Source organism: Nocardia sp. NPDC055165, assembly GCF_053606985.1.
On record NZ_JBSGSS010000005.1, the window covers coordinates 261,284 to 287,875 of the forward strand.

General features: G+C 66.6%; 28 protein-coding genes and 1 tRNA gene. 11 read left to right on the plus strand and 18 right to left on the minus strand.

Translation table 11 applies throughout. From position 1 onward, the window contains the following. Positions 1-745: 745 nt before the first annotated feature. Complete coding sequence (locus ACWFRF_RS13160) at positions 746-1,261, plus strand: hypothetical protein (RefSeq protein ID WP_452450117.1); 516 nt, start codon at positions 746-748, stop codon at positions 1,259-1,261. A 28-nt stretch (positions 1,262-1,289) separates the two neighbouring features. Here ACWFRF_RS13160 and ACWFRF_RS13165 read toward each other — a convergent pair. The 3 genes from ACWFRF_RS13165 to ACWFRF_RS13175 form a co-directional block, all read right to left on the minus strand. Beyond that, positions 1,290-1,361: transfer RNA gene (locus tag ACWFRF_RS13165), tRNA-Thr, on the minus strand. A 76-nt stretch (positions 1,362-1,437) separates the two neighbouring features. Continuing rightward, complete coding sequence (locus tag ACWFRF_RS13170; protein WP_022565839.1) at positions 1,438-1,674, minus strand: MbtH family protein; 237 nt, start codon at positions 1,672-1,674, stop codon at positions 1,438-1,440. 130 nt (positions 1,675-1,804) lie between these two features. Continuing rightward, the gene (locus ACWFRF_RS13175) at positions 1,805-2,638 is read right to left on the minus strand and encodes an alpha/beta fold hydrolase (protein WP_379314840.1); all 834 of its coding nucleotides are present in this window, start codon (positions 2,636-2,638) and stop codon (positions 1,805-1,807) included. A gap of 174 nt (positions 2,639-2,812) precedes the next feature. On the opposite strand from ACWFRF_RS13175, the gene ACWFRF_RS13180 reads away from it, so the two are divergent. From ACWFRF_RS13180 to ACWFRF_RS13195, 4 genes are all read left to right on the plus strand, one after another. Continuing rightward, on the plus strand, positions 2,813-2,971 hold the full coding sequence (locus tag ACWFRF_RS13180) for a hypothetical protein (protein ID WP_165610244.1): 159 nt from the start codon (positions 2,813-2,815) through the stop codon (positions 2,969-2,971). Between the two features lie 44 nt (positions 2,972-3,015). After that, a complete protein-coding gene (locus tag ACWFRF_RS13185) occupies positions 3,016-4,545 on the plus strand; it encodes an alpha,alpha-trehalose-phosphate synthase (UDP-forming) (protein WP_378990802.1) in 1,530 nt (509 codons plus the stop codon). 65 nt (positions 4,546-4,610) lie between these two features. Next, on the plus strand, positions 4,611-5,324 hold the full coding sequence (locus tag ACWFRF_RS13190) for a response regulator transcription factor (protein ID WP_378990627.1): 714 nt from the start codon (positions 4,611-4,613) through the stop codon (positions 5,322-5,324). Beyond that, positions 5,321-6,775 carry a sensor histidine kinase gene (locus tag ACWFRF_RS13195; protein ID WP_452450120.1) on the plus strand — a complete coding sequence of 485 codons (1,455 nt, stop codon included), beginning with the start codon at positions 5,321-5,323 and terminating at the stop codon, positions 6,773-6,775. The genes ACWFRF_RS13190 and ACWFRF_RS13195 overlap by 4 nt, the downstream gene beginning before the upstream one ends. A 32-nt stretch (positions 6,776-6,807) precedes the next feature. Here ACWFRF_RS13195 and ACWFRF_RS13200 read toward each other — a convergent pair whose 3' ends face one another. The 12 genes from ACWFRF_RS13200 to ACWFRF_RS13255 form a co-directional block, all read right to left on the minus strand. Beyond that, entirely contained in the window at positions 6,808-7,293 is a 486-nt protein-coding gene (locus ACWFRF_RS13200) for a h domain protein (RefSeq protein ID WP_378631700.1), read from the minus strand. Beyond that, complete coding sequence (locus tag ACWFRF_RS13205) at positions 7,290-8,030, minus strand: hypothetical protein (protein ID WP_452450121.1); 741 nt, start codon at positions 8,028-8,030, stop codon at positions 7,290-7,292. The genes ACWFRF_RS13200 and ACWFRF_RS13205 overlap by 4 nt, the downstream gene beginning before the upstream one ends. Then, the gene (locus ACWFRF_RS13210; protein WP_378990631.1) at positions 8,027-9,430 is read right to left on the minus strand and encodes an MCE family protein; all 1,404 of its coding nucleotides are present in this window, start codon (positions 9,428-9,430) and stop codon (positions 8,027-8,029) included. The genes ACWFRF_RS13205 and ACWFRF_RS13210 overlap by 4 nt, the downstream gene beginning before the upstream one ends. Further along, positions 9,427-10,653, minus strand: a complete 1,227-nt coding sequence (locus ACWFRF_RS13215; RefSeq protein ID WP_378990632.1) for an MCE family protein — start codon at positions 10,651-10,653, stop codon at positions 9,427-9,429. The genes ACWFRF_RS13210 and ACWFRF_RS13215 overlap by 4 nt, the downstream gene beginning before the upstream one ends. Beyond that, the gene (locus tag ACWFRF_RS13220; RefSeq protein ID WP_387446282.1) at positions 10,650-11,918 is read right to left on the minus strand and encodes an MCE family protein; all 1,269 of its coding nucleotides are present in this window, start codon (positions 11,916-11,918) and stop codon (positions 10,650-10,652) included. The genes ACWFRF_RS13215 and ACWFRF_RS13220 overlap by 4 nt, the downstream gene beginning before the upstream one ends. Further along, positions 11,915-12,982 carry an MCE family protein gene (locus tag ACWFRF_RS13225; RefSeq protein ID WP_452450123.1) on the minus strand — a complete coding sequence of 356 codons (1,068 nt, stop codon included), beginning with the start codon at positions 12,980-12,982 and terminating at the stop codon, positions 11,915-11,917. The genes ACWFRF_RS13220 and ACWFRF_RS13225 overlap by 4 nt, the downstream gene beginning before the upstream one ends. Continuing rightward, on the minus strand, positions 12,975-14,003 hold the full coding sequence (locus ACWFRF_RS13230) for an MCE family protein (RefSeq protein ID WP_378990635.1): 1,029 nt from the start codon (positions 14,001-14,003) through the stop codon (positions 12,975-12,977). Before ACWFRF_RS13230 ends, ACWFRF_RS13225 begins: the two co-directional genes overlap by 8 nt. Beyond that, on the minus strand, positions 14,000-15,205 hold the full coding sequence (locus ACWFRF_RS13235) for an MCE family protein (protein ID WP_387446281.1): 1,206 nt from the start codon (positions 15,203-15,205) through the stop codon (positions 14,000-14,002). The genes ACWFRF_RS13230 and ACWFRF_RS13235 overlap by 4 nt, the downstream gene beginning before the upstream one ends. 4 nt (positions 15,206-15,209) lie before the next feature. Further along, positions 15,210-16,061, minus strand: a complete 852-nt coding sequence (locus ACWFRF_RS13240; protein WP_056819342.1) for an MlaE family ABC transporter permease — start codon at positions 16,059-16,061, stop codon at positions 15,210-15,212. A gap of 5 nt (positions 16,062-16,066) precedes the next feature. Continuing rightward, the gene (locus tag ACWFRF_RS13245; RefSeq protein ID WP_358180900.1) at positions 16,067-16,831 is read right to left on the minus strand and encodes an MlaE family ABC transporter permease; all 765 of its coding nucleotides are present in this window, start codon (positions 16,829-16,831) and stop codon (positions 16,067-16,069) included. Positions 16,832-17,156: 325 nt separating this feature from the next. Next, the gene (locus ACWFRF_RS13250; RefSeq protein WP_378990638.1) at positions 17,157-18,059 is read right to left on the minus strand and encodes a 3-oxoacyl-ACP reductase; all 903 of its coding nucleotides are present in this window, start codon (positions 18,057-18,059) and stop codon (positions 17,157-17,159) included. Between the two features lie 43 nt (positions 18,060-18,102). Then, positions 18,103-18,291 carry a ferredoxin gene (locus ACWFRF_RS13255; RefSeq protein WP_056819344.1) on the minus strand — a complete coding sequence of 63 codons (189 nt, stop codon included), beginning with the start codon at positions 18,289-18,291 and terminating at the stop codon, positions 18,103-18,105. Between the two features lie 186 nt (positions 18,292-18,477). Here ACWFRF_RS13255 and ACWFRF_RS13260 point away from each other — a divergent pair, with 186 nt between their 5' ends. The 4 genes from ACWFRF_RS13260 to ACWFRF_RS13275 are packed head-to-tail and all read left to right on the plus strand — an operon-like array spanning position 18,478 to position 21,469. Next, the gene (locus ACWFRF_RS13260; RefSeq protein ID WP_378990639.1) at positions 18,478-19,671 is read left to right on the plus strand and encodes an acyl-CoA dehydrogenase family protein; all 1,194 of its coding nucleotides are present in this window, start codon (positions 18,478-18,480) and stop codon (positions 19,669-19,671) included. Positions 19,672-19,693: 22 nt separating this feature from the next. Then, entirely contained in the window at positions 19,694-20,791 is a 1,098-nt protein-coding gene (locus ACWFRF_RS13265; protein ID WP_378990640.1) for an acyl-CoA dehydrogenase family protein, read from the plus strand. Between the two features lie 52 nt (positions 20,792-20,843). Continuing rightward, positions 20,844-21,083, plus strand: a complete 240-nt coding sequence (locus ACWFRF_RS13270) for a type II toxin-antitoxin system Phd/YefM family antitoxin (protein WP_378990641.1) — start codon at positions 20,844-20,846, stop codon at positions 21,081-21,083. Next, a complete protein-coding gene (locus tag ACWFRF_RS13275) occupies positions 21,080-21,469 on the plus strand; it encodes a type II toxin-antitoxin system death-on-curing family toxin (RefSeq protein ID WP_379315298.1) in 390 nt (129 codons plus the stop codon). The genes ACWFRF_RS13270 and ACWFRF_RS13275 overlap by 4 nt, the downstream gene beginning before the upstream one ends. 79 nt (positions 21,470-21,548) lie before the next feature. Here the strand turns inward: ACWFRF_RS13275 and ACWFRF_RS13280 are convergent, their stop codons facing one another. After that, positions 21,549-22,133, minus strand: a complete 585-nt coding sequence (locus ACWFRF_RS13280) for a TetR/AcrR family transcriptional regulator (RefSeq protein WP_379315299.1) — start codon at positions 22,131-22,133, stop codon at positions 21,549-21,551. Between the two features lie 99 nt (positions 22,134-22,232). Between ACWFRF_RS13280 and ACWFRF_RS13285 the strand changes: the two genes are divergently transcribed. Then, positions 22,233-23,411: an FAD-dependent oxidoreductase gene (locus tag ACWFRF_RS13285; protein ID WP_379315300.1), complete on the plus strand. Its 1,179-nt coding sequence runs from the start codon at positions 22,233-22,235 to the stop codon at positions 23,409-23,411. 90 nt (positions 23,412-23,501) lie between these two features. Here ACWFRF_RS13285 and ACWFRF_RS13290 read toward each other — a convergent pair whose 3' ends face one another. Further along, positions 23,502-25,145, minus strand: a complete 1,644-nt coding sequence (locus tag ACWFRF_RS13290) for an acyl-CoA synthetase (RefSeq protein ID WP_378990646.1) — start codon at positions 25,143-25,145, stop codon at positions 23,502-23,504. A gap of 61 nt (positions 25,146-25,206) precedes the next feature. On the opposite strand from ACWFRF_RS13290, the gene ACWFRF_RS13295 reads away from it, so the two are divergent. After that, entirely contained in the window at positions 25,207-25,989 is a 783-nt protein-coding gene (locus ACWFRF_RS13295; RefSeq protein WP_378913823.1) for a crotonase/enoyl-CoA hydratase family protein, read from the plus strand. Between the two features lie 51 nt (positions 25,990-26,040). Here ACWFRF_RS13295 and ACWFRF_RS13300 read toward each other — a convergent pair whose 3' ends face one another. Further along, positions 26,041-26,457 (minus strand): VOC family protein, encoded by a 417-nt coding sequence (locus ACWFRF_RS13300; RefSeq protein WP_449968013.1) that lies wholly within the window; start codon positions 26,455-26,457, stop codon positions 26,041-26,043. Positions 26,458-26,592: the final 135 nt, after the last annotated feature.

A 26,592-nucleotide genomic window follows, 5' to 3' on the forward strand; every position in this document is an offset into this window, starting at 1 on the left:
GCTCAAGCAGTAAGTGCGTCACCACTGTCAGATGCTCAGCGTAGACCTCGGCAGGGCTGCAGTACCCGTGGATCTTGCGGGGCCGGTGGTTGAGTTCGAGGGCTATGACGTCGAGATCGTTCTGGGTGAAGCGGCGAAGGTCGGCGTTCTTCGGTGTTTAGGCGAGGAATCGCCTGACGTGCTGCGGCGGCATCCCAAGGGATCGCGCTATCGCACTGGACGATTCCCCCGCTCGCCACCTACGCCACACCTCGTCATGACGAGCCGCAGACATTCCGTAGTCCAGCTGCGAGCACGCTACCGACGGTGAAAAGGCGGCTTCGGCGGGCGTCGGCGGCATGGATGGCCTCGCGTGACCCAGCTGCGCACAGTCGATCGAGCTAGCGACTCCGTGGAATCGCTAATGACCACCTGCATCGCCGCTGAGAAGCCTGGTGGCTTCGGTGGTGGCGATCAATCGGCGGTAATAGTGTGGCGGCACGTCGAGCTCGGGCCAGGCCGGTGATGTGTTTGTTCGGGCGTGTGTCCGCCAATGAACTCTTCGAGATCGGCCCTGTCGTCGAGCGCTTCCCGCCCGCGATGCCCAACCTTTTTGCAGGCAGCCGCGAGACACTTGCGAACGGTCGCCGACCGGATTGCATGACGGCCCGGGCCTCCCGTGCGGTGACCCAGTGCGCTTCCGGGGTACTCGGCCATCCTCGTGCTGCTCACCTATTGCAGGCTGCGCTGAGGCGAGCTGGCAGCGATGCGGGTGCGCGACATTGATTTCCTGCGCCGCCGAATGACGCTCATCGAGAATGCGCCCATTGTAGGCACCGCCGTTGTCATCGGCTCATTGAAGGGCCACACCAATCGCACCGTTCCGATTCCGAAATCCGCGGCCGATGAATTGGCAGTGCGCAAGGGCCGTGACGACTTGCTCTGGTCGAAAAGCGAGTGCGAACACCTCGGCCCGCCCGCGTCCAAGGATTCATGGATGTCCGGCGCGGTGGCCCGGCGCATGAAGACCGACGAGACGTTTCCGCGCGTCACCCCCACGCCTTGCGGCACACCGCCGCCCACTGGCCGGGTCGGCCGGGCGAACGTGAAGGCCGTCCAGAAGATGCTAGGGCACAAGTCGGCAGCGATGTCGCTGGATGTCTACGCCGACTTGTTCGATGACGATTTGAACGCCGTGGCCGAACGGCTGGAACAGAGTGCGTCCAGAGTGAGTCCAAACGCCCTCGATCCGAAGGCGTCCAGCGCGCAAGAATGGCTCTGACCTGGGCCAGAGCCATTCTTGCGAGATGAGCCCCCTGTCAGGATTGAACTGACGACCTTCGCTTTACAAGAGCGGTGCTCTACCACTGAGCTAAGGAGGCGGGTGGTGCGCGACTATCTTAGCCGCGCACGCCAACCGCGCGACACCGGATGGGTGTCACGCGGTGGCGGAGGAGATCAGGACTGGGCGCGGGCTGCGTCGTCGGCGGCCATCGCGTCACGCAGGCTCTTGGGCCGCATGTCGGTCCAGTTCTTCTCGACGTACTCGACGCACGCTGCCCGGCTTTCTTCGCCGAACACGACACGCCAGCCCGCCGGGACCTCCGCGAACGCGGGCCACAGGGAGTGCTGCTCTTCATCGTTGACCAGAACGAAGAAGCGGCCGTCCTCGTCGTCGAAGGGGTTGGTGCTCATTTCACCTCACTGGATACTGGCGCTGTGTACAGGATCACTGCGCGGCCGCGAAGCCACGAGCGTTGTGTCGACCCTAGCAAGGCATACGTTACTGGTAGGGAGTTACCCGATGCTGCCCCGGTCACGGCGGTCAGGCGGCGAAGAAGTCGAGCAAGATCTTGTTGATCGCCTCGGGTTGCTCCAGGTAGCCGTAGTGACCGGTATCCGGGACCTCCTGGTAGCGGGCGCCGGGAATGGCCTCGGCGACCTCACGCGAGAGGTACGGCGGAATCATCCGATCATCGGCGAACCCAATTGCCAAGCAGGGCACCGTAATCGAACGATACGCGGCGACCCGATCGAATTCGTGATCCATCGCTCGCTGGGCCCGGACACCGGCCGAGGGCGTCCCCACGCTGAACTCGAACAGATCGAGCCAGTCGCGCGCGGAGTTGGTGTCGGCCATCGTCGCGGGCGACAGATTCATCACCGCGCTCAACGCCGCCTCGAATTTCGCGGGCAGCTTCACCGCCGAGGCGTCGAGCTCCTGCTCACCCACCGACAACGTCTTCTGGAACTGATCCAGCCTGCCGTGTCCGGCCATGAACACGGCCTTGCGCACCAGATCGGGCCGGGCAAGCGCCAGCTCCTGCGCCACCCGCGCACCCATCGACGTGCCCGCGACCAGCGCGGGGCCTTCGTCGAGGAACTCGATGAGCGCGGCGGTATCGGCGACCAACTCCTCGATCCGCATCCCGCCCGGGGCCTCGAACGACGGCGCGATCCCACGGTTGTCGAACACGCAGACCCGGTAACCGGCCGCGACCAGCGCGGGAACCTGATGCAGCTCCCACACCCGGCCCGGCGAGCCCGTTCCCATGATCAACACCACCAGCGGACCACCGCCCTTGACGTCGGTGCCCTTGGTACGGTCGCCCTTGACCTGATAGTTCAGTGCGATGCCGTTCACCGTGGCAAGTGGCATGAAAGAAACCTCTCTGCGGGGTCGATCGTGTACTGCCCCACGGTAACGGGACCGCCACGACACGGCACCGGGGCGGGGTGTTACGCGTCGCTACTTCATCGGCCGTGCGCCGGCGCCCGATAGTATTGATCACTCGCAGGTAGAGCGCAGGGAAACCGGGAGGACGAACCCATTATGGCCGCGAAGAGCACCGCCAACGACATCGCCGACGACGAACTCGAGCCGCTTGCCGACGAGACCGCCCGCCAGGCACAGAAGGTCGTCGCGGCACACGCCGAAGACGCCGACGAATGCCGCATGCTGCTGTCGATGCTCGGCATCGCCCCCGCCTGACACAGCGCACCCCTGCGACGCATAAGGATGCGTGAGTGGACCAAATGATCGATCAACCGTCCAACGACCGTCCGTCCGAAAACAGTGAAACCCTCGTGCCGAACGGCGCTGGTTCGGGATTCGTTGTCGTCGCCAACCGGCTCCCGGTCGACCTCGAGCGCCTGCCCGACGGCACCACCAGGTGGAAGCGCAGCCCCGGCGGGCTGGTGACCGCGCTGGAACCGGTGCTGCGCAGCAACAAAGGCGCCTGGGTCGGCTGGGCAGGTGTGCCCGATGTCGAGGTCGAGCCGATCATCGAAGACGGGCTCGAGCTGTATCCGGTGCCGCTCACGGCGCAGGAGGTGGAGGACTACTACGAGGGGTTCTCCAACGGCACGCTCTGGCCGCTGTACCACGACGTGATCGTGCGCCCGGTGTACGACAGGGCGTGGTGGGCGGCCTATGTCGAGGTCAACCGGCGCTTCGCCGAGGAGACCGCGAAGGTGGCCGCCGAGGGCGCCACGGTGTGGGTGCAGGACTACCAGCTGCAGCTGGTTCCCAAGATGCTGCGCATGCTGCGCCCCGATCTGACCATCGGCTTCTTCCTGCACATCCCGTTCCCGCCGGTCGAGCTGTTCATGCAGATGCCGTGGCGCACCGAGATCGTCGAGGGCCTGCTCGGCGCCGACCTGATCGGCTTCCACCTGCCCGGCGGCGCGCAGAACTTCCTCTACCTGGCCCGCAGACTGGCCGGTCAGCCCACCTCCCGCGGCACGATCGGGGTTCGCTCGAAACTGGGTGTCGTGCAGGTCGGTTTCCGCACGGTACGCGTCGGCGCGTTCCCCATCTCGATCGATTCGGCCGAACTCGACGAGTCGTCGCGGCGTCGTTCGGTGCGCGAGCGAGCCGCGAAAATCCGTGCGGAGCTGGGCAATCCCAAGAACATCATGCTCGGCGTCGACCGCCTCGACTACACCAAGGGCATCGACATCCGGCTCAACGCGCTCCAGGAACTCCTCGAGGAGGGCCGCGTCGATCCGACCGAGACGGTGATGGTGCAGCTGGCCACCCCCAGCCGCGAACGCGTGCAGAGCTACATCAAGATGCGCGGCGACATCGAACGTCAGGTGGGCCGGATCAACGGTGAATTCGCCCGCGTCGGCTACCCGGTCGTGCACTACCTGCACCGCCCGATCCCCCGCGACGAGTTGATCGCATTCTTCATCGCCGCCGACGCCATGCTGGTGACGCCCCTGCGCGACGGCATGAACCTGGTGGCGAAGGAGTACGTGGCCTGCCACAGCGACCTCAACGGCGCCCTGGTGCTGAGCGAGTTCACCGGCGCCGCGGCCGAGCTGCGTCAGTCCTACCTGTGCAACCCGCACGACCTGGACAGCGTGAAGGACGCGATCATCGGCGCCCTCGACGACGATCGCGACACCAAGCGCCGCCGGATGCGGTCCCTGCGTCGCCAGGTGCTCACCCACGATGTCGAACGCTGGGCGCGCGCGTTCCTCGACGCGCTGTCGCAGGGCAATGTGGCGGGTTCGGCGCTGATGAGCGACGAGCAGACCTACCCCGCCGACCAACGCTAGCGGCACACAGCGACCTCACAGCGTCGGTCCAGCCACTTCCCAGCGGGGTGGTGGAGCATAGGGGCATGAGCGGTGTGCCTGATGTGCCCGAGGCGCGGGTACTCGTCGTCGACGACGAACCGATGATCGTCGAGCTGCTGGCGGTGAGCCTGCGCTACCAGGGGTTCGAGGTGGCGACGGCGGCCGACGGCGCCGAGGCGCTGGATCGGGCGCGCACGTTCCGCCCGCAGGCGCTGATCGTCGACGTGATGATGCCCGGCATGGACGGCTTCGGCCTGCTGCGCCGGTTGCGCGCCGACGGGATCGACGCGCCGGTGCTGTTCCTGACCGCGCGCGACGAGGTGGACGACAAGATCACCGGGCTCACCCTCGGCGCCGACGACTACGTCACCAAGCCGTTCAGCCTGGAGGAGGTGGTGGCGCGGCTGCGGGTGATCCTGCGTCGCGCGGGCCATGCCGAACCCGAGAAGGCGAGCACCCGGTTGCGCTTCGCCGATATCGAACTCGACGACGACACGCACGAGGTGTGGAAGGCCGGCGAGCCGGTGGCCTTGTCCCCCACCGAGTTCACGCTGTTGCGCTATTTCATGGTGAACGCGGGCAGCGTGCTGAGCAAGCCCCGGATCCTGGATCACGTGTGGCGCTACGACTTCGGCGGCGAGGTGGGCGTGGTGGAGACCTACGTGTCCTACCTGCGCAAGAAGGTCGACACCGGCGAGCAGCGGCTGATCCACACGCTGCGCGGTGTCGGCTATGTGATGCGTGAGCCGACGCGGTGAGCAGACTTCCCCTGCGGGTGACGCTGGTGTTGATGCTGGTCGCGCTGGCCGGATTCGGTTTGGTCGCTTCGAGTTTCGTGGTGACCAAGGCGATGGAGAACTCGCTGCAGAACCGCACCGATCAGCAGTTGCAGGACGCGGCGATGGAGTGGGAGCGGCGGGTGGGGCTGCCCGCGCCGAATCTGCCGCCGCCCTCGTCGGAGTCCGGACAGCCGCCCGGGCGATACTTCGTGACGGCCGAGAGCACGGACGGCACCCGAAAAGTGCGCCTCGACAACGTCTTCGGTACCGATTCCCAGCCCGACCTACCCGATCCGCCCGCGCTACAGCCGATTACGGTCGGCTCGACGGACGATTCGGGCGATCAGTGGCGGGTGCTCACTGTCAACGGTCATCGCGCCACGGCGACGGTCGCGTGGCCGCTGGCCGAGAACATCGAGACGGTGCGCAATCTCGTTGTGCTGCAATTGATCGTCGGCGCGATCGTGCTGATCGCGCTGGCCATCGCGGCCTATTTCGTGGTGCGCGGCAGTCTGCGACCGCTGCACCGGGTCGAGGCGACAGCGGCGGCGATCGCCGGTGGCGAGCTGCATCATCGAATCCCGGTGCACGGCAACGTCACCGAGGTCGATCGACTGTCACAGTCGTTGAACAGCATGCTGACCCAGATCCAGCAGGCCTTCGCCGCCACCGAGGCCTCCGAGACCGCCGCGCGCGTTTCCGAGGCGAAGATGCGCCGTTTCGTCGCCGACGCCAGTCACGAACTGCGCACCCCGCTCACCACGATCCGCGGCTTCGCCGAGCTGTACCGTCAGGGCGCGACCACCGACCCCGCGATGTTCATGAACCGCATCGAACACGAGGCACAGCGCATGGGCCTGCTGGTCGAAGACCTGCTCATGCTCGCCCGACTCGATGCCCAGCGGCCCGTGGAACTGGGCCCGGTGGACCTGCTGGCCGTGGCAGGCGACGCGGTGCACAGCGCCCGCGCGGTCGAAGCCGCCGCGGGCCGACACCATCCGATCACCCTCGACATCGCCGAAGGTACCGGCACCCTGGAAGTCCGCGGCGACGAACACCGCCTGCGCCAGGTCCTCACCAACCTCCTCGACAACGCCCGCACCCACACCCCCGACGGCACCTCGATCACCGTCCGCCTGACCCCAGCCACCGACGAAGTCGGCCTCGAGGTCGTCGACACCGGCCCCGGCCTCACCACCGAAGACGCGAACCACGTCTTCGAACGCTTCTACCGTGCGGATATCTCCCGTACGCGCCGCGGCACGAGCGACAGCAACGCCACCATGACGAGCGGCAGCGGACTCGGCCTGTCGATCGTGGCGGCACTCGTCGCGGCCCACGGCGGCACCGTTCAGGTCGAGGACACTCCGGGTGGTGGCGCGACCTTCGCCGTGCGGCTGCCACGCGGCGACCAGGCCGGCTCAGCGTGAGCACCGAGCCGGCTGGTCGCGGCGTGCATCGATCAGACCGGCGTGACCTGAGCGACCAGCCAGCGGTTGTCCGCCTTGTCCAGGGTGACCCGCACCCGGCTGCCCGAGGTGGCGCCCTCAGGTGAGTCCTTGCTGGTGGTCAGCTGGTTCAGGTACAGCAGGACGACGGCGTGTTCCGGATCCGCCGAGACCACGCCCTCGGCCTGGGTGGTGGCCTTGACGGTGAGCTGCTTCTCCTTGGCGCCCGGCGCGATGGCCTGCTCGATCAGCTTCAGGTAGTCGGCCCGGAACGACTCGGTGAGATTGTCGGCCGCCCTCGGCAACTCGGTGTCGACGGTGGCGGGCTCATAGGTGAACATCGCGCTCACCGTCCGGCTCGCGGTGCTCATCGCGTCGGTGCGCGCCTGCTCGGTCTTGTCCTGCTGCCACAGCTGATACCCGCTGACGCCCAGGATGACGGCCGCGATCACACCAGCCGCCGCGAGGGCGCCGAAGACGATCTTGATTCGCTTGCTCATCCCACGAACTCCACTTTCGACACGGTCATCCCGGAATCGCCCTTCGACACGGTGATCCGGAATCGATACTGGCGCGACTGCGGTTCGGCCGACCCGGTGTTGCTCACCATCTGCTTCGCGGCCACCAGCACCTTGGCCGAGTTCTCGTCGACGGACTCGATCCCCGACTCGACGACCTCGCCGGTGGAGACCACCTTCGCCTGCTTCACCACATCCATGAACGGGTCGACGCGACCGTCGAACTCGTTCTTGAACTCGCCCGAGGCCACCGCCAGAATCCGGTCGATGTCCTCCTTGGCGGAGTCGGCGCGGATGGTGGTCAGGTTGATGACCGCCTGCCGGGCGGTCTGGGTGTATTGCGCGCGCAGATCCTCGTCCTGATTGCCCGACCGTGCCGCGAGCGCAGTGAACGTGGCACCGACGACCAGCGCCAACACCAGCACCGCGGCGGCGGCGAGCCCGATGATCTGCCCGAGCCGCGTCAGCTTCGCATCTTCTTCGTCTAGCTCGGCCGAATCATCGTCGGCCTCCTCGTCCACCACCGCGGCCTTCGTCAACTCGACAGGAGCCGCGACTACGGTGGCTTCCTCGGCCGTAGCCACCTCGGCATCGGCCACCTCGGCCGATTCGACCGCACCCGCGTCGACTGTCACGTCGACGACCTGCACATCCTCCACCGGCGGACCCGCCGACCTAGCTGCCCGCCTACGCGGCCGGCCGTTGCTGCTTTCACTCATCTCTGCTGCTCCTCCAACATCGCCTGCCAGCTGGCCGGGACAGTGCCCGAGCCATCGGAGGCGATATCACCTTGGCGGTACATGCGTCCGTCCGGGCCAAGATAGCTGCCCGTGGACGGATCATAGGGGCGCGCGGCGGCGGGGGTGACTCCGCCGGTGGACGCGCCGGTGGGGGCCGAGGCCGGGGCTACCGGCTGCGGCGCGCCGAACGGCGGGTTCGTGCCCTGCGGCACGTACCCCGTCCGGCACAGTTCGGGAGTGGGCGCCCGGACGCCGGGATACTCCATGCACGGACTGTTGCGAATACCGCGCACTTCGATCGGAGAATCCTGAGCTACCTTGCAGTACAGCCCTTCCGGAGTGTCGATCGGGCTGAAATCACTCGGCTCACGCCACTGGTCGGCGGGCAGGAAGCCGGTGGTGCAGGCGGGCGGGTCGTGGACCACGGTCATGAAGTCGACCATCGCGCCGTACTTGGTGGGTCCGCGCAGGACCGTCCGCAACGCCGCGATCAACGGCGGGAAGACGACCAGAAGTTGTTCGAGACCAGCGTGATAGGTCACCCCCACCTGGCCGAGGCTCACCAGATTGCCCGCCAGCAGCGGCAGCGTCGGACGCAGACTCTGGAACTGCTCGGTCACCTTTTGCATCGCGGACGGGCTGTCGCGCAACAGGTTCCGCAAGGTCGGGTCGGACTCGCGGAGCTGATCGGTGAGGGTCGCGAGATCTGTTGTCCAGGAACGAATATTGGCATCGGACTGGACCTGGGTGTCGAGCAGCGGACCGATCTGATCGAGCAGTTTCTTCGTCGGTTCCACATCGGTTTCGGCCTGCTGCACCAGCAGCGCCGCCGAGTCGATGAACCGCTGCAGGTCGGGGCCCGCGCCGTTGAACGCCAGGAACGCCTCGTCGATCACCTGGCGCAGCCGGGTATCGGCGACGGTCGAGAGCAGCTTGTCGGTCTGGTCGAGCAGCGAGCCCACGTCCTGAGGCAGCTTGGTGCGCTGCACCGGGATCACCGAACCGTCGCGCAGGTCGCCCGAGGTGGAATTCGCCTCCGGCACCAGGTCGACGTACTGCTCGCCGATCGCCGAAACACTGCGCACCCAGGCGATCGAGTCCGACGGCACCTTGTAATCGCTGTCGATCGACAGGTCCGCCTCGACCCCCGCCGTGGTGAGCCGCACCGCCTCGACCTTGCCGATATTGGTGCCGCGGTAGGAGACATTGGCGGTGGGATACAGCCCGCCGGTGGCGGCGAGCTGGACCGTCACCCCGTAGCGGCCGATCCCGAACATCGCGGGTAGCTGGATGTATGTCCCGCCCATCACGACGAGACCAACCACGGTGAGTACCGCGAAGATCACGAGCTGAACGTGGACGAACCTGGTGAGTTTCATCGTCCCGCCCCTTCCTGGCCGGGCAACGGCACGGTGATTCCGGGGATGGAGGGCAGGCCGGGAATGGACGGCAGTCCGGGCAGGGTCGGCGTCGGCGCCGCACTGGGTGCGGGTGCCTGCGGGAGCTTCGTCGGATCGCCCGCGTCGGTCGCCGTCGTAGGCGCGAAACTACCGAGCACGCCCTCGACCCCACCGAAGCGGCCGCCGAGCGGAGTACCGGTGAGCCAGTTGCTGTCCAAGCGCTTACCGGTCAGGTCGAAGGTGATGTAGAGATTGAGGTAGTCACCCTTGATCGCGTTGCCGATGTTCTTGATCGGGAACGGGAAGGAGGGAATGATGCCCATCGCGTCGACGAGGTTGGTGCCGGTGTTCGCCAGGGTCTCCAGCACCGGGCCGAGGCTGGCCAGGTTGGCCTTCAGATCGTCACCGCTGGTCTGGATGATCCGCTCGGTGACATCGCTGAGCTCACCCAGCGCGGTGACCGCCCTGGTGATGTTGGCGGTGCGGTCGGCGAGCGCGGTCAGTGCCGGGTGGATGTCGTCGATCGCGCGGGCCAGCACGTCCTTCTGGTCGGCGAAGTTGCCCGCCAGCCGGTCGAGGCCCTCCATCGCGGCGATGATGTTGCCGGTCTGCCTGTCCAGGCCGGTGGTCAGCTCGTTGAGCTGCGGCAGCAGGTCCGCGATCTCGGCCTCGCGACCGTTGAGCGCCGCGTTCATCTCCCTGGTGATGGTCTCGAGCTGGGCGATGCCGCCGCCGTTGAGCACGACCGACAGCGAAGACAGCACCTGCTCGGTGGTCGGGTAGGCGCCTGCCCGCTCGAGTGGGATCACGTCGTTATTTCGCAGTTGCCCCACGGCGGGCGTATTGGTGGGGGCGGACAGTTCGACGTGATTGCTGCCGAGCAGGCTGGTCTGCCCGATCTTGGCGATCGCGTTGGCGGGCAGTTTCACCTCGGGATTCAGCGACACCGTGACCAGCGCGTGCCAGCCCTCGACGTCGATCCCGGTGACATTGCCGACCTCGACGTCGTCCACGCGCACCGGCGAATTCCGGGTCAGCGTGGTGACATTGGGCATCTGGATCCGCACCGTGTACGAACCGGGGCCGGAGCCCTCGGAGCCGGGCATGGGTAGCGAGTTCAGCCCGTCCCACTGACAGCCGGTCGCGCCGAGCGTCACGGCGACGCCCACCGCCAACCCGGCGAGCATGCGTTGGGGCGTCATCGTTGTCCTCCTGGAACCGCGAGTCCGGCGAGACCGTTCGGCACGGTGATCGGAGCCGTCGCCGGGGACGCAGGCGCGGACGGCACCTCCGCGGCCAAACTCGGCGGGCTGTACGTCAACTGGCCGGGCAGGGCCTGCGTGCCGCCGACCGGGTTGAGCATGATCGGCACGTAGTTCATCGCCAGCGAACTGATCACCGGAGCGATGAATTCCGCGCACAGATCCGCCGACCGGTCCGAGTCGTTGTGCTCGAGCGCGCGGATGGAACCGCAGAGGAAGGTCAGCGGGCTGGACGTATTGTTCAGTGACACAGAGCCGCTGAGCGAGCCCTGAGCCGGCTTGTAGATCTGGTAGAAGTTCACCAGCGCGGTCGGCGCGGAATGCAGCAGCCGTTCGATCTCCGGCCGCTTGTCGACCAGCGTCTGGGTGACATCGGCGAGCCGCTCGACACCGTCGGTGAGCTCGGCGCCACTGCCTTCGAGGAAGCGCTTCACATCGGCGAGCGCCACATCCAGACTGTCCAGTCCCGCACCCAGCTCCTCCGACGCACCCGCGAGTACCGAGGCCACCGAGGCCAGGCGGCCGCCGAACTGCACGATCTGCTCGTTGCTCGCCGAGAGCACCTCGACGAACTTCTGCAGGTTGCGGATGGTGCCGAACAGGTCGGTTCGCCCGTCGGACAAGGTATTCAGCGTCGCCGACAGTTCGTGCAGGGTGTCACGGAACTTCTGTCCGTTGCCGTCGAGGTTGTTCGCAGCAGTGTCGACGAAACGCCCGAACGAGCCCTGCTGGTCGTCGCCGACCGGACCGAGAGCGGTGGCGAGATTGGAGAGTTCGGCTTTGATGTCGTCCCACTCCACCGGGACCGCGGTGCGCTCGATCGGGATCTGTGCGCCGTCGGCCATCTTCGGGCCACCGTCGTAGGCGGGCGCGAGCTGGATGAACCTGGCCGACACCAGCGAAGGTGCGATCAGCACGGCGCGGGCGTCGGCCGGCAGGTCGATGCCGCGGTCGACGGACATCCGCACCTGTACCCGGCCCTCGCCGGGCTCGATCGAGTCGATCTTGCCGATCTTGACTCCGAGCATCCGCACCTCGTCGCCCGCGTACAGGCCGGTGGTCGAGGTGAAGGCGGCGGTGATCTTGGTCTTGCCGATGCCGAGGGTGGTGTAGACCCCGACCGCGACCAGCGCGACGATCACCACCACGGCGACCGCGAGCGTCCAACGCGGCACGCCACGGACTTTCGATGCGATACCACTCATCGCGGCGGATCCTCCTCGGTCGGCACGATGCTCGGCGGCGCCGGGTGCGTGAAGATGTCGATCAGGTCCTGCGGCAGGTGCTCGGGCCAGACCAGCGCGTCCACCAGTGGACGCAGCTCGGTACTCGTCGCGTTCACCACGTAGGCGTTGAACCACGGACCGTTGCCGACCTGCTCGCCGAGTGCCGAGGCGTAGGGGCCGATACCCTCCAGCGCCTCCGACAGGTTCTCCTTGTTGCGCTGCAACAGGCCGAGCACCGAATTGAGCCGGTCCAGTGTCGGTTTCATCTGCGCCTCGTTGTCGGCGACCAGCCCGGAGAGCTGCTTGGCGACCGAGTCGACGTAAACGATCAGCTGGTTGATGGCGGCACGGCGGTTGTCGAGTTCGCCGAGCAGGTTGTTGCCGTCGAGCAGGAGCGCGTTGAGCTGCGAACTACGGTCGGCCAGCACCTTGGTGACGTTCTGCGCCCGGCCGAGCAGATCGGTGAGCGCCTGGTCGCGCGTATTGATGCTGCGCGAGAGTGCGGTGACGCTGTCGAGGGCGTTGCGCAACGGGCCCGGTGTATCGGCGAAGGCGGCCGAGAGCACATCCAGGGTCTTGTCGACCTGATCCATGTCGAGATCGCGGACGGTCGCGCCGAGGTCGCTGAGTGCCTCGTTGAGCGAGTACGGCGAGGTGGTCCGGTCGAGCGGGATGGTGTCGGAGGTACGCAGCGCGCCCTGTCCGGTCGGCACCACATCCAGGGACTTGCGACCGAGGACCGTGTTGGTCTTGATCGCGGCGGATGTCTTCTGGCCCAGCACGATCGACTCGTCGAGGGTGAACTTCACCAGCACCTTGGGACCGTCGAGCGAGACCTGGCCGACTTCACCGGAACGCACGCCGGCCACGTGCACCGGGTCGCCCGGCACCAGCCCGCCCGCGTCGACGAAGAACGCGGTGAAGGTCGCGCCGGAGCGGATGAACGGCAGCTTGGTGTACTGCAGGGTGGCGAGCGAGATCGTCACCACCAGCACAATGCCGACGATGCCGATGGTGACGGCCGACGACTTCTTCTCACTCATTGGGCGTACACCTTCCGGTCGCCTGCAGGCCCGGCGCCTTCACTTCCATCGGCTGACCGTTCGGGCCGTCGACAACGAAGTTGGTGCCGCAGATGTACAGCTGCAGGAACGAACCGTAGGCGCCGACGCGGACGAGTTGCTTGTAGGTCTGCGGCAGCTTCTCGAGCACCCACTGGAGGTGGTCGGAGCCGTTGTCGAGGTTGGTGGCCAGCCTGCCGGTCTGCTCGATCGTGTTGCGCAGGTCGGGGCGGGCGGTGGTCAGCAGGTCGTTGAGTTCCTTTGTCGCACCGGCGATCCGCGGTAGCGCGGCGCCGATCGGGTCGCGTTCGGCGGCCAATCCGCTGACCAGGCGCTGCAATTCGTCGATCGTGGTGGCGAACTGCTCGTCGCGATCGTCGATGGTGGCCAGCACGGTGTTCAGGTTGTCGATCACGCTGCCGATCAGGGCATCGCGGTCGGCGAGGGTCTTGGCGAAGCTGCCACCGCTGTTGAGCAGCGAGACCAGGGTGCCGCCCTGGCCCTGGAAGATCTGCAGCAGCGCCGAGGTCAGGTCGTTGACCTGACCGGGATCGAGCCCACGCAGCAGCGGCTTGAAGCCGCCGAGCAGCAGGTCCAGATCCAGTGCGGGCGTGGTCTGCTCCTTGCCGATGGTGGCGCCGGCGGGCAGCTCGCGGGCCGAGCCCGGGCCTTCCTTCAGCTCCAGGTACCGGTCACCGACCAGGTTCTCGTACTTGATCGCCAGTCGGGTGCTGGAGAGCACCGAGTACTTGGTGTCCACGTCGAACTCGACATGGGCGAGATCGTCGTCGCCGACCTTCACCGAGGTCACCGAGCCGACCGGCACACCCGCGATCCGCACCTTCGACCCCGGCAGCATGCCCGAGGAGTTGGTGAACACCGCCTTGTACCCGTTCTCGCTGGAGAACCGTGCCTGACTCAGCACGATCGCCAAGCCGGCGAACACCAGCGTCATCACCACGGTGAAGATCGCGAGCTTGACTGTCGTCGCCGTGTTTCTCACCGTGTCACTCCCGGCAGTCCTTCCAGCAAGAGCTGGAAAACCTTTGGTGCGCTGTCGTTCAACGCGAGCGGCGCGGTACTGGGTGTGTACACCGTGCCCTGACTGGTATCGGTCACCACATAGTTCGAGTGGCTGTCCGGTGCGCGGGTGACCACGCCCTCACAATGCGGTCCGCCGGTGGCGTTCACCTTGGGCAGGTCCTTGGGGTAGGTGTAGGGCTTGGAGCCGGGCATGAGCGAGGCGTTCATACCGACGCCGGGCAGCACGCCGCCGAATACCTCCTCGGCCAACGGCATCAGCGGACCGAGGCCGTTGATGATGCAGCTCAGCGCAGGGGCGTACTCGAACAGCAGGTTGGTCGTCGGCCGCAGCAGGTCGAGCGCGGTGACGAGGTCGGATTCGTTCTCCCGCAGCACCGAACCGGTGGTATCGGACAGCCCGATCACGTTCACCAGCACATTGTCGAGCTCGGCTTGCATCTCCGACAGCGTCTTCGCGGTGACCGTGGCGTTGTCCACGGTGCGCAGCAGCGCGCCGGAGGCATCGGCGTAGATATTGGTCACCTGGGCCGTCTTGTCCAGATCCTGTTGCAGCGTGGGCAGATAGGGGTTGATCTCGCGCAGATAGCGATCCGAGCGGACGAGCAGGTCGCCGAACTTGTCGCCGCGGCCCTGCAGTGCGGTGCCGAGCGCGGTCAGCGTGGCGTTGAGCTTCTCCGGTTCCACCTGGGCGAGCACATCGGACAGGTGCTGGAACAGCGTGTTGAACTCCACCGTCACCGACGTCGCCGCGACCGTGCTGCCCGGCTTCAGCGGGCTGGACGACGGCTGTTCGGGGACAACGAAGTTCACGTACTTGGCGCCGAACACCGTGGTCGAGCGAATGTCGACGCCCGCGTTCGACGGCACCAGCTTCAGCTGTTCGGGGTCGACCTCGAGCAGGATCTGCGCGCCGTCGTCGCGCAGGTTGATCTCGGCGACCCGGCCGATCTCGACGCCGCGCACCTTCACCTTGGCGTCGGGGTCGAGCACGAGGCCCGAGCGGGGAGCGTCGACCAGCACCTTGGCGGTGGTGGTGAACGCGCCTTGGAAGAGGGCGAACGCGAAGGCCGCGAGCCCGACGAGCAAGCCGACCATCGTGAGCGCGGCGAGCTTGCGCCCGAGCCCGCCCTGCAATGCGGCAACGATCCGTGAAGTGTCCATCACGCTATCCCGAGAGGTGGAAGTTGCCGGAGGTGCCGTAGATCGCCAGTGAGATCAGCAGCGTCACTGTGACGACAGCGATCAGCGACGACCGCACCGCGTTACCGACCGCGATGCCGACGCCGACCGGACCACCCGCGGCGTGGAAACCGTAGTAGGTGTGGATGAGCATCACGGCCAGTGCCATCACGATCGCCTGCGCGAACGACCACAGGATGTCGCTCGGGATGAGGAAGGTCGAGAAGTAGTGGTCGTAGACGCCTGCCGACTGCCCGTAGATCACGACGGTCGCGAACCGGCTGGCGATGAACGAGGCGATCACCGCGAGCGCGTAGAGCGGCACGATCGCGATCATGCCCGCCAGCACCCTGGTACCGACCAGGAACGGAATCGGCCGGATCGCCATGGATTCCAGCGCGTCGATCTCCTCGGCCACACGCATCGCGCCCAGCTGCGCTGTCGCGCCGGCGCCGATCGTGGCGGCCAGACCGATGCCGGAGATCACCGGTGCCGCGATGCGCACATTGATGAGGGCGGCGAAGAAGCCGGTCAGGGCCTCGACACCGATATTGCCGAGCGAGCTGTAGCCCTGCACCGCGATGGTGCCGCCTGCCATGAGAGTCAGGAAGCCGACGATCACCACGGTGCCGCCGATCACGGCCAAAGCGCCGCTGCCCATGCTGATCTCGGCGATGAGGCGGATGGTCTCGGTGCGGTAGTGCACCAGCGCGCGCGGCACCGAGCCGAGCGCCTTGATGTAGAAGATGGCCTGATCGCCCAGGGAATCCACCGATTTCGACATTCGGTCGAAACGGCGGACCGTGCGCGGGAACTTACTGCGAACTATGAATGCCATCGTGGTCACCGCACCGTGAATTTCAGGCCGATCGCGGTGACAACGACATTCACCACGAACAGCGCCATGAACGCGAATACCACTGTTTGGTTCACCGCGTCACCGACGCTCTTGGGTCCGCCTTTGACCTGGAGCCCGAGATAACAGGCGACCATTCCGGCGATCAAGCCGAACAGGCCCGCCTTGATTTCGGAGATGATCAGCTCGGACAGATTCGTCAGCAGCGGAATCCCGTTGACGAACGCGCCGGGGTTCACGCCCTGGAGGAAGACCGAGAACACGAAGCCGCCGGCGATGCCGATGGTGCACACCAGGCTGTTGAGCATCAGTGCCACGAACATCGAGGCGAACACGCGCGGCACGACCAGTCGGCTGACCGGGTCGATGCCGAGCACCTTCATCGCGTCGATCTCTTCGCGAATCGTGCGTGCGCCCAGGTCGGCGCAGATCGCGGTGGCGCCCGCGCCCGCCACGATCAGCACCGTGACGATCGGTCCCACCTGGGTGACGGCGCCGAACGCGGCGGCCGCGCCGCTGAGGTCGGCGGCGCCGATCTCGCGCAGCAGGATGTTGAGCGTGAAGACCACCAGCACCGTGAACGGGATGGCGACCAACAGCGTCGGCACGATCGAGACGCGAGCCACGAACCAGGCCTGGTCGATGAATTCGCGCCATTGAAATGGCTTACGGACGGTGGCGCGTGCCACTTCCGCGCCAAGTTCGAAGAATCCGCCGACCGCCCGCAACGGGACAGCAAGGAGGTTGTTCATACCGAATCCTCCTCTTTCGACGGGCGGACCGATGTGTCCGCGTACCCGTACTTCACCGCCACCCCGATCTGAAGACTGCCCAAAGACTAGAACATGTTCCTACTAATGTCTGCCATATTCGTAGACTCAGAGCAGGACTTTTTCTCGTAAAACGCTGTCAAAACTGAAACGGATACTTATTCAATTCGGCGACCTTCCTGTGAGGCGGCACACACCCCGACGGTCATGTCTACCAATACCTGGACTGGTGATCAACACGACAGGCGAGACAAATCCGGCGGGGTATGCGGTCAGCCAACATCAGGCAAACCGTGGACTGGACTGCTCAGCCCAGATCGCGGAGGTCGCGCGCCGAAAAGGTGTGATCCGCAGGGCGCTCTGCGAAGTAGCCACCGAGGGTGGCGGCCAGGTCGGCCTCGGACCATTCGGCACCCGCGGCATCGAATCGCCGCTCGACCGTCGGCGCCGCCATCAGCGCCACCATCGGTCCGTAGACGACGAAGACCTGACCGTTCACGGCATCGGCCGCGGGCGAGGCGAGGTAGGCCACGAGCTTGGCCACATGTTCGGGCGCCAGCGGGTCGACCGCGCCTTCGGGCGCGTCGGCGAAGACCGCCTCGGTCATCGCGGTCCTGGCCCGGGGGCAGATCGCGTTGGCGCGCACGCCGTACCTGGACAGCACGCGCGACGCGGTGAGCGTGAGGGCGGTGATGCCGGCCTTGGCCGCACCGTAGTTCGCCTGGCCTTCCGGTCCGAGCAGGCCCGCCTCCGAGGAGGTGTTGACCAGCCGGCCGTAGACCGGCTCGCCCGCCGCCTTGGATGCCGCGCGCCAGTAGGCGGCCGCGTTGCGGGTGAGCAGGAAGTGTCCGCGTAGATGCACCGCGATCACCGCGTCCCAGTCCTCGTCGGACATGTTGAACAGCATGCGGTCGCGGGTGATGCCCGCGTTGTTGACGACGATGTCGAGCCCGCCCAGCGATTCCTGCGCGGTCGAGACGAGCGCGTCGGCCGTCGAGCGCTCGGCGATGGAGCCGCCGACGAATTCCGCCTTGCCACCGAGCTCGCGGATGGCGGCGATGGTCTCGGCCGCCGCGTCCTCGGTCAGGTCATTGACGACCACCGCCGCACCGGCCGACGCCAGCGCGAGAGCTTCGGCCCTGCCGAGCCCCGCGCCCGCACCGGTCACGATGGCGACCCGGCCCTCCAATGAAATCTGCGTCACACTCATTCGGCCGACTCTAGAACGTGTTCCACCATCCGACAAGAGCGGATCACGCCAACCTCAGCGCGGCCTTGGGGCACTGCGCCACAGCCTCCTCCGCATCGGCGAGGCGATCGGGCGCGACATCGCCCTCGGCGACGGTCAACATGTCGTCGTCATCAAGTTCGAACATGTCAGGGGCGATTCCTACACAGACGCCGTTCGCTTCACATCGGTCGAAATCGACGATGATCTTCATGAGAACTTCCTTCCACACGGTCTTCGCGACACTAACCCAGACAGCCTGGTCCCCGAAGCGGAACAGGCACCGAATCACCATCAATACTGGAACATGTTCCAGTTCATATGCAATGATCGGTTTCGGCGGGGCTCACCCCCTGCGCCCCGCCACCCGCCCTTTCAGCTCGACACCGAGGTAGGAAGCATGCGCGTCGCGTATACGCCGCAGCAGGAAGAATTGCGCGCCGAGCTGCGCGAATATTTCGCGAAGCTGATGACACCGGAACGTCGCGCGGCGCTGAGCATGACGACCGGCGAATACGGCTCCGGCAACGTGTACCGCGAGGTCGTGCGCGACATGGGCCGCGACGGCTGGCTCACCCTGAGCTGGCCCAAGGAGTACGGCGGCCAGGACCGCACCACGATGGATCAGCTGATCTTCGTCGAGGAAGCGGCCATCGCGGGCGCGCCGGTTCCCTTCCTGACGCTCAATTCCGTGGCGCCGACGATCATGCAGTACGGCACCGAGGAGCAGAAGAAGTTCTTCCTGCCCAAGATCGCCTCCGGTGAGCTGCACTTCGCCATCGGCTACTCCGAGCCGGGCGCCGGTACCGACCTGGCCTCGCTGCGGACCACCGCGGTGCGCGACGGCGACGACTTCGTCATCAACGGCCAGAAGATGTGGACCAGCCTCATCGCCTACGCCGACTACATCTGGCTGGCTGTGCGCACCGATCCGGCCGCCAAGAAGCACAAGGGCATCACGATGCTCATCGTGCCGACCGATGTCGACGGGTTCTCCTGGACGCCGGTACACACGATGGCCGGGCCCGACACCAGCGCCACCTACTACCAGGACGTGCGGGTGCCCGCCTCGTCGGTGGTCGGTCCCGAGAACGGCGGCTGGTCGCTCATCACCAACCAGCTCAATCACGAGCGAGTCGCCCTCACCTCGGCGGGTCCGCTGAGCCTCGCGGTCGCCCAGACCGTGGAGTGGGCACGGGAAACCACCCTGCCCAACGGCAAGCGCGTGATCGACCAGGAGTGGGCCCGGCTCAACCTGGCTCGGGTGCACGCCAAGGTCGAATACCTCAAGCTGCTGAACTGGGAGATCGCCAGCCGCGCCGATCAGGGCGGCGAGGCCGCGCCGAAGCCGTGGGACGCCTCCGCCTGCAAGGTCTACGGCACCGAACTCTCCACCGAGGCCTATCGCCTGCTGATGGAGGTCGTCGGCCCGCACGCGTACCTGCGCCAGGACTCCCCCGGCGCCGCACTGCTCGGCCGGCTCGAGCGGATGCACCGCGCCGCACTGATTCTCACCTTCGGCGGCGGCACCAACGAGGTCCAGCGCGACATCATCGCCATGACCGCCCTGCGCCAGCCCGCGTCCGCCCGCTGATTCCGAAAGCCGGTATCTCCCCATGGATTTCACTCCCACCGAAGCCCAGACCGATCTCGCCCGGCTGACCGGCGAGATCTGCGCCAAGCTGGTCACCGCCGATCGGCTGCGCGAACTCGACACCGCCGCCCGCTTCGACGAGCAGCTCTGGAAGTCGCTCGCCGAGACCGGCGTGCTGGCCGCCGCGCTGCCGGAAGCCCTGGGCGGCAGCGATTTCGGCATGCTCGAGCAGACCGCGATCCTGCGTGAACTCGGCCGCGTCGTCGCCGCGGTGCCCTACCTGTGGTCGATCGTCCTCGGCGCGGGCGCGCTGGCGAAGTTCGGCAATGCCGACCAGCAGCAGCTGGCCGCGCGCGCGGGCGCGGGCGAGATCGTGCTCACCGCCGCGCTGGCCGAGGAACTGCGCGCCACCACCGACGCACCCGGGATCGTCGCCCAGGCCGCCGGCGCCGGATGGACGCTCACCGGTACCGCGACCACGGTCGCCGTCGCCGATCGTGCCGAACGAATCCTGGTGCCCGCCATCACCTCTACCGGTGTCGGCGTGTTCGTGGTCGATCCGGAGCACGCTTCGGTCACCCGCACCGCCCAGCAGGTCGTCGACCTGAGCCCCGAGTTCGCCGTCGACCTCGCCGCCACCCCGGCCGAACTGCTCGGCAGCATCGAGGCGGGCGCCGACATCCTCACCTGGCTGCGCGAACACGCCTGGCTCGGCCTCTCGGCCCTGCAACTCGGCACGCTGGAGCGCGCACTCGAGCTGACCGCCGAGCACACCCGTACCCGCGAGCAGTTCGGCAAGCCGATCGGCTCGTTCCAGTCGGTCGCCCAGCGCCTGTCCGACGCCTACATCGACATCGGTGGCCTTCGCCTCACCGTCACCCAGGGCGCCTGGCGCCTGTCGGAGGACCTGCCCGCCGCCGAGGCCATCCATATCGCCAAGTTCTGGGCAGCCGAAGCGGGCCACAAGGTCGCCCACACCGTGGTCCACGTCCACGGCGGCCTCGGCATCGACCGCGACCACATCACCCACAACTACTTCACCGCCGCCAAGCACCACGAATTCGCCCTCGGCGGCGCAACTCCCCACCTCCTCGCCCTCGGCGCGGAACTGGCGAACTAACTCTTGGCCGACAGTTCGTACGAACTGTCGGCCAAGATGTACAATTCAAAGCATGACTGCAGCCCCCTCGCCCGAGAACTGGGAACTCCCGGTAAGTGAAGCCAGGGAGCGCCTCGCCGAGGTGATTGCGGCCGCCGAGAGCGGCACCGTCGTGCACTTGACCCGTCATGGCCGCCGCGTAGCGGCCGTGGTGCCGGATTCGATGGCCGAGACCGCAAACAGCCAAGTCCGCGCACTATCGCGACAATTCGCCGAGCGTCACAGGAGCCTGCTCGACAGGCTCGCCGAGTGAGCGAAGCGGAGATCTACTACCTCACGGTCGCCGACCTGCGAGCAATCGCCGAGGATGTGGCAGGGCCGTACGTCGTACGCGACGCGGGACTGCTCGCCTCGGCGGCCGCGCGCCCGGCAACCACCGTGTTCGGGACCGACGCCTACCCAGGCATCTGGGAGAAGTCCGCAGCGCTCCTGCATTCGATCGCAGCCAACCACCCACTCGTCGACGGCAACAAGCGTCTTGCCATCGCTGGCGCGATCGTCTTCCTGGCCTACAACGGCATCGACACGAGCTCTCTCGACGAAGACCTCACGTACAACCTCATGATCGACGTCGCCAGTGGCGCAGTGATCGATGTTCCCGAGATCGCATCCCGTCTCGCTACCGCTTTGAAGCACTGATTACCGGTTCTCACCGACTCTTGACGCCGTAGGCCGGCCGCGCCTCAAATGGCGTCGCAAGGCACCGATGCACTCCTGCCTACCGATGGAGATCCAACCCCGAAGTCAGGTAGCGCTGCAGGGTGGGGGCGAGGTCGGTGACGATCTGCTGTGGCGTAAGCGCGACTACCGGCGGCAGCCGCAGGACGTACCGACACAGGGCCAGGCCCAGGAGTTGAGTGACGATAAGCGCGGCACGACGCGGGGCGTCTGCGGGGGTGCCGAAGCGGAGGACGGCGGGCAGGACCTGGTCGGCGAAGATCTCGCGGAAGCGGGCCGCGACCGCCTCGTCGGTGATCGAAGAGCGGAGCAGGATCAGCAGAACGGTGTTGTCGTTGCCCTCCCAGATCTCGAGGAAGCGGCGGATCATCAACTCGCCCATGGCGTTCGGGTCGGCGGCACTCAGGTCGGGGAGGTCCAGGTCGATCTGAGCGGCGGCGGCGAAGAGGCCGTCCTTGCTGCCGAAATAGCGCATCACCATCGACGGGTCGATCTCGGCGTCTGCGGCGATCGCGCGGATCGTGGCTTTGGCGTAGCCGTCGGCGGCGAAGCGGGCGCGGGCGGCCTCGAGGATGGCGGCCTTCGTTGCGTCGGAACGACGGGCGGGAATCTCCTGGTCAGGCATGTCAACAATTGTAGGCCAACAACTGTTGACTTTCATCCGTGAGCGGGTTTACCGTTATGCCTACAAGCGTTGGCAAACAAGCGTTGACCAGGAGTCGAAATGCCCGCCACCTCACTTCCCGAAGCCACCTCCGTCGTCATCGTCGGCGCGGGTCCCGCCGGGCTCACCGCCGCGATCGTGCTCGCCGAAGCCGGCGTCGACCATGTGCTCATCGATCGACTCGGCGAGGGCGCCAACACTTCTCGGGCCGCGGTGGTGCACGCCAGGACACTCGAGGTGCTCGACGGGCTCGGCATCACGAGCAAGCTCGTCGAACTCGGAATCCAGGTGCCCACCTTCAAGCTCCACGACGGCGCGAAGACGTTGGCCACCATCGAGTTCGGCGATCTCCCCACCGCCTTCCCGTACACGCTGATGGTGCCGCAGGACGTCACCGAGCAGGTGCTCCTGGACCGGCTGCACGAGCTGGGCGGCACGGTGCACCGGCCGCTCACCGTCACCCGGGTCAGCGACGAGAACGACAGCGTCACTGTCGAATACGTCGACGAGAACGACCAGCGCGGCGAGATCGAGGCCGACTATGTCATCGGCGCCGACGGCATGCACAGCGTCGTGCGCGAGCAAGCGGGCATCGGCTTCACGGGCGATACCTACCCCGCCTCCTTCGTCCTCGCCGACGTCCGCATGAGCTGGCCTACCCCGCGTTCGGAAGTGTCGCTGCACCTCTCCCCCGAAGGCGTCACCGTGGTCGCGCCCCTCCCCGACGACGCGCACAACCGGTACCGCGTCGTCGCCACCGTCGACGACGCCCCGGAACACCCCACCCGCACCGATATCCAGACCCTGCTGAACACCCGCGGCCCAGCGGGCGAGATCCATGTGGACGAGGTGCTGTGGAGCTCCCGATTCCGGGTCCACCACCGCGTAGCCGACCACTACCGCGCAGGCCGCGTCCTCCTCGCGGGCGACGCCGCCCACGTCCACAGCCCCGCAGGCGGCCAGGGCATGAACACCGGCATCCAGGACGCGGCACTCCTGGGCTCTCTGCTGGCGAAAGTCGACGCAGGCGAACCGGATTCGATTCTCGACACCTACGAAACCACCCGCAGGCCCATCGCCCTCGACGTCGTCGCCTTCACCCACCGCATGACCTCGATGGCGACCCTCCAGTCCGCCCCGGCACGCACCGCCCGCAACACCGCCTTCCGCCTGCTCACCCGCATCCCCGCGGTCCGTGCCAAGCTGGCCTACCAACTCTCCGAACTCGGCAACCGCTGACCGGAACCCGTTTCCCCACCACCGATTCCGAACACGACGAAAGCCCGCCCGGCGACGCTGCCGGGCGGGCTTGTTCGTATCGTGCGGGTACTACGCCGAGCCTGCCTCCGCGTGCTCGTCCGCAGGCCGCTCATCGGTCTGCGACTTGGCCCAGCGGTAGTCCGGCTTGCCCGCGGGCGAGCGCTTGATCTCGTCGACGAACCACAGGCTGCGTGGCTGCTTGTACGACGCGATCTCCTGGGCCAGTACCGGTTTCAGGTCGGCCAGGGTGGGGCGGTTCTCGCCACGACACTGGACGACGGCGACGACACGCTGGCCCCAGCGGGCGTCCTCGACCCCGACCACCAGCGCGTCGAAGATCTCGGGGTGCGCCTTGAGGGCGCCCTCCACCTCTTCGGGGTAGATCTTCTCGCCACCACTGTTGATGCTCACCGAACCACGGCCGAGCATGGTGACCGAGCCGTCCTCCTCGACGCGCGCGTAGTCGCCGGGGATCGCGAAGCGAACGCCGTTGAACTCCTTGAACGTCGCGGCCGACTTGACCTCGTCCTTGTAGTAACCGAGCGGGATGTGCCCGCTGCGCGCCAGCAGGCCGACGACGCCGGAACCCGGTTCGACCGGATTGCCTTCCTCGTCGAGCACCTGGGTGGCCGCGTCGATCTTCACCCGGGGACCACCGGTGTGGGTGGCGCCCTTGGCGACCAGGGAGAGTCCACCGAAACCGGTCTCCGAGGAACCGATGGAGTCGGAGATCATCCGGTTGGGCAGCACCTCGAGGAACTTGTCCTTGAGCGACGGCGAGAACAGCGCCGCACTGCTGGCCAGCACGTACAGGGTCGAAAGATCGTAGGGCTCACCGGTTTCCGGGTTGCCTTCGGCCAGCGCGTCGAGCATCGGGCGCGCCATCGCGTCGCCGGTGATGAAGATCAGGTTGATGCCGTGCTTGTCGACGGCCTGCCACACTCCGTGCCCGCTGAACTCGGGAATCATCACGGCCTTGCCACCGCCGAACAGGCTGTGGAAGGTGGCCCACTGCGAGCCGCCGTGGATCATCGGCGGAATCGGGAAGCGCACCATCTGCGGGTTGGCCGCGCCGACCTTGGCCAGCTCCCACTCGTCCTTGGTGTACTCGCCGGTGACGAAGTTGATGCCGGCGCCGAGCACCCGCCAGACATCCTCGTGCCGCCACATCACGCCCTTGGGCAGGCCGGTGGTGCCGCCGGTGTAGAGCATGTAGATGTCGTCGGGCGAGCGCTCCCCGAAGTCACGTTCACCCGACGAATCGGCCAAGGCCGCTTCGTACTCCACAGTGTCCGCGCCGGTGGGCCCATCGGTGCCGTCCTCGACGACGATCACCGTCTTCAGAGCGGGGACCTTCTCCCGAACCGCCGCCACCTTGTCGGTGTAGCGGCGCTCGTGGATCAGCGCGACCATGTCGGAGTTGTCGAAGATGTGCAGTAACTCGTTCTCGACGTAGCGGAAGTTGACGTTGATCATCACCGCCCGCGCCTTGAAGACGGCAACCATCGCTTCGACGGCCTCGACGGTGTTCCTGGAATAGATTCCGACTTTGTCGCCGGGACGCACACCCTGTTCCAGCAGGTAGTGGGCCAACTTGTTGGCCCGCTCCTCCAGTTCGGCGTAGGTCGACTCTCGATGTTCGCCGACCAGCACGATCCGGTCGGGCATCAAGTCGACGGCATGTTCGACGAGATCGGCTATGTTGTAGCTCACAAGGACAAAAATAGAACGTGTTACTGTTTCTGACAAGACTCAACTTGTCAGGAGTACGAAAATGGCCCACTGCCTGGTCGAGAAACGCGACCATGTCCTCATCGTCACCATGAACCGCCCCGAGGCGCGCAACGCCCTCTCCGGCGAGATGATGGCGATCATGCGCGACGCCTGGGACCAGGTGGACAGCGATCCCGACATCCGCGTCGCGATCCTCACCGGTGCGGGCGGGGCCTTCTGCGCGGGAATGGATCTGAAGGCGATGAGCTCGCAGCATCCCGGGGACACCGCCTCCTCCGGCAGCTGGGACCCCGCCTACCTCCCCGCGCTGCTGAAGGGACGGCGACTGGCCAAGCCGCTGATCGCGGCCGTCGAGGGCCCCGCTATCGCCGGTGGCACCGAGATCCTGCAGGGCACCGACCTGCGCGTGGCCGGGGAAAGCGCGAAGTTCGGCGTTTCCGAGGCCCGCTGGGGCCTGTTCCCGCTGGGTGGTTCCGCGGTGCGGCTGGCCCGGCAGATCCCGTACACGGTGGCCGCTGATCTGCTGCTGACCGGTCGGCACATCACCGCTGCCGAGGCCAAGGAGATCGGCCTGATCGGACACGTCGTCCCCGACGGAACCGCCCTCGACAAGGCCATGGCACTGGCAGGCCAGATCGCCGACAACGGCCCGCTCGCCGTCCAGGCGATGCTGCGCACCCTGCGTGAAACCGAGGCCATGCCGGAGAACGAGGCGTTTCCCATCGAGGCGAAGATCGGCATCGAGGTGTTCCGATCAGCCGACGCCAAGGAAGGGCCGCGAGCCTTCGCCGAGAAGCGCAAGCCGAACTTCACCGGCTCCTGACACGCCGCCGGGCGCCGGGCTCGGCGCCCGGCGCCCTGATGGCGGTGGGGCCTACGCGCCCGGGTAGTTCATGTAGAACGGCTCCCACTGGTGGCCGTCGGGGTCGAGGAAGGTGCGGCCGTGCATGCCGACCTGGGCCTCCTGGGCGCGCTTGTCCTCGTTGGTCTGCTCGGTGGCGCCCGCGGCGACTGCGGCGCCGGTCAGCGCGTCGACCTCCTCGGCGCTGGCCAGCGACAGCGCGTACCCGGCGGCGGCGGTGTTGATGGTGTCGGCGATCGGACGCGTGCTGAAGGTCGAGAAGAACGGCTTGGTCAGCAGCATCAGGCAGATGTTGTCGTCGATGACGATGCACGACGCGTTCTGATCGGTGAAATCCTCGTTGACCTTCCAGCCCAGCGCCTCGTAGAAGCTCTTCGAGCGGTCGAGGTCGGCGACGGGGAGGTTGATGAAGATCATCTTGTTGCTCATGGGATTCAGCCTTTCGGGGCGTCGTTGCGGTCTCGAACATGTAGACGTGGCGGTCGACGCGGATTCATCGCATCGGCGCGAAGTTCGCGAAATCGCGATAGTCCGTTTTCGCCTCTGTCGGCTGTCGGACCCCTG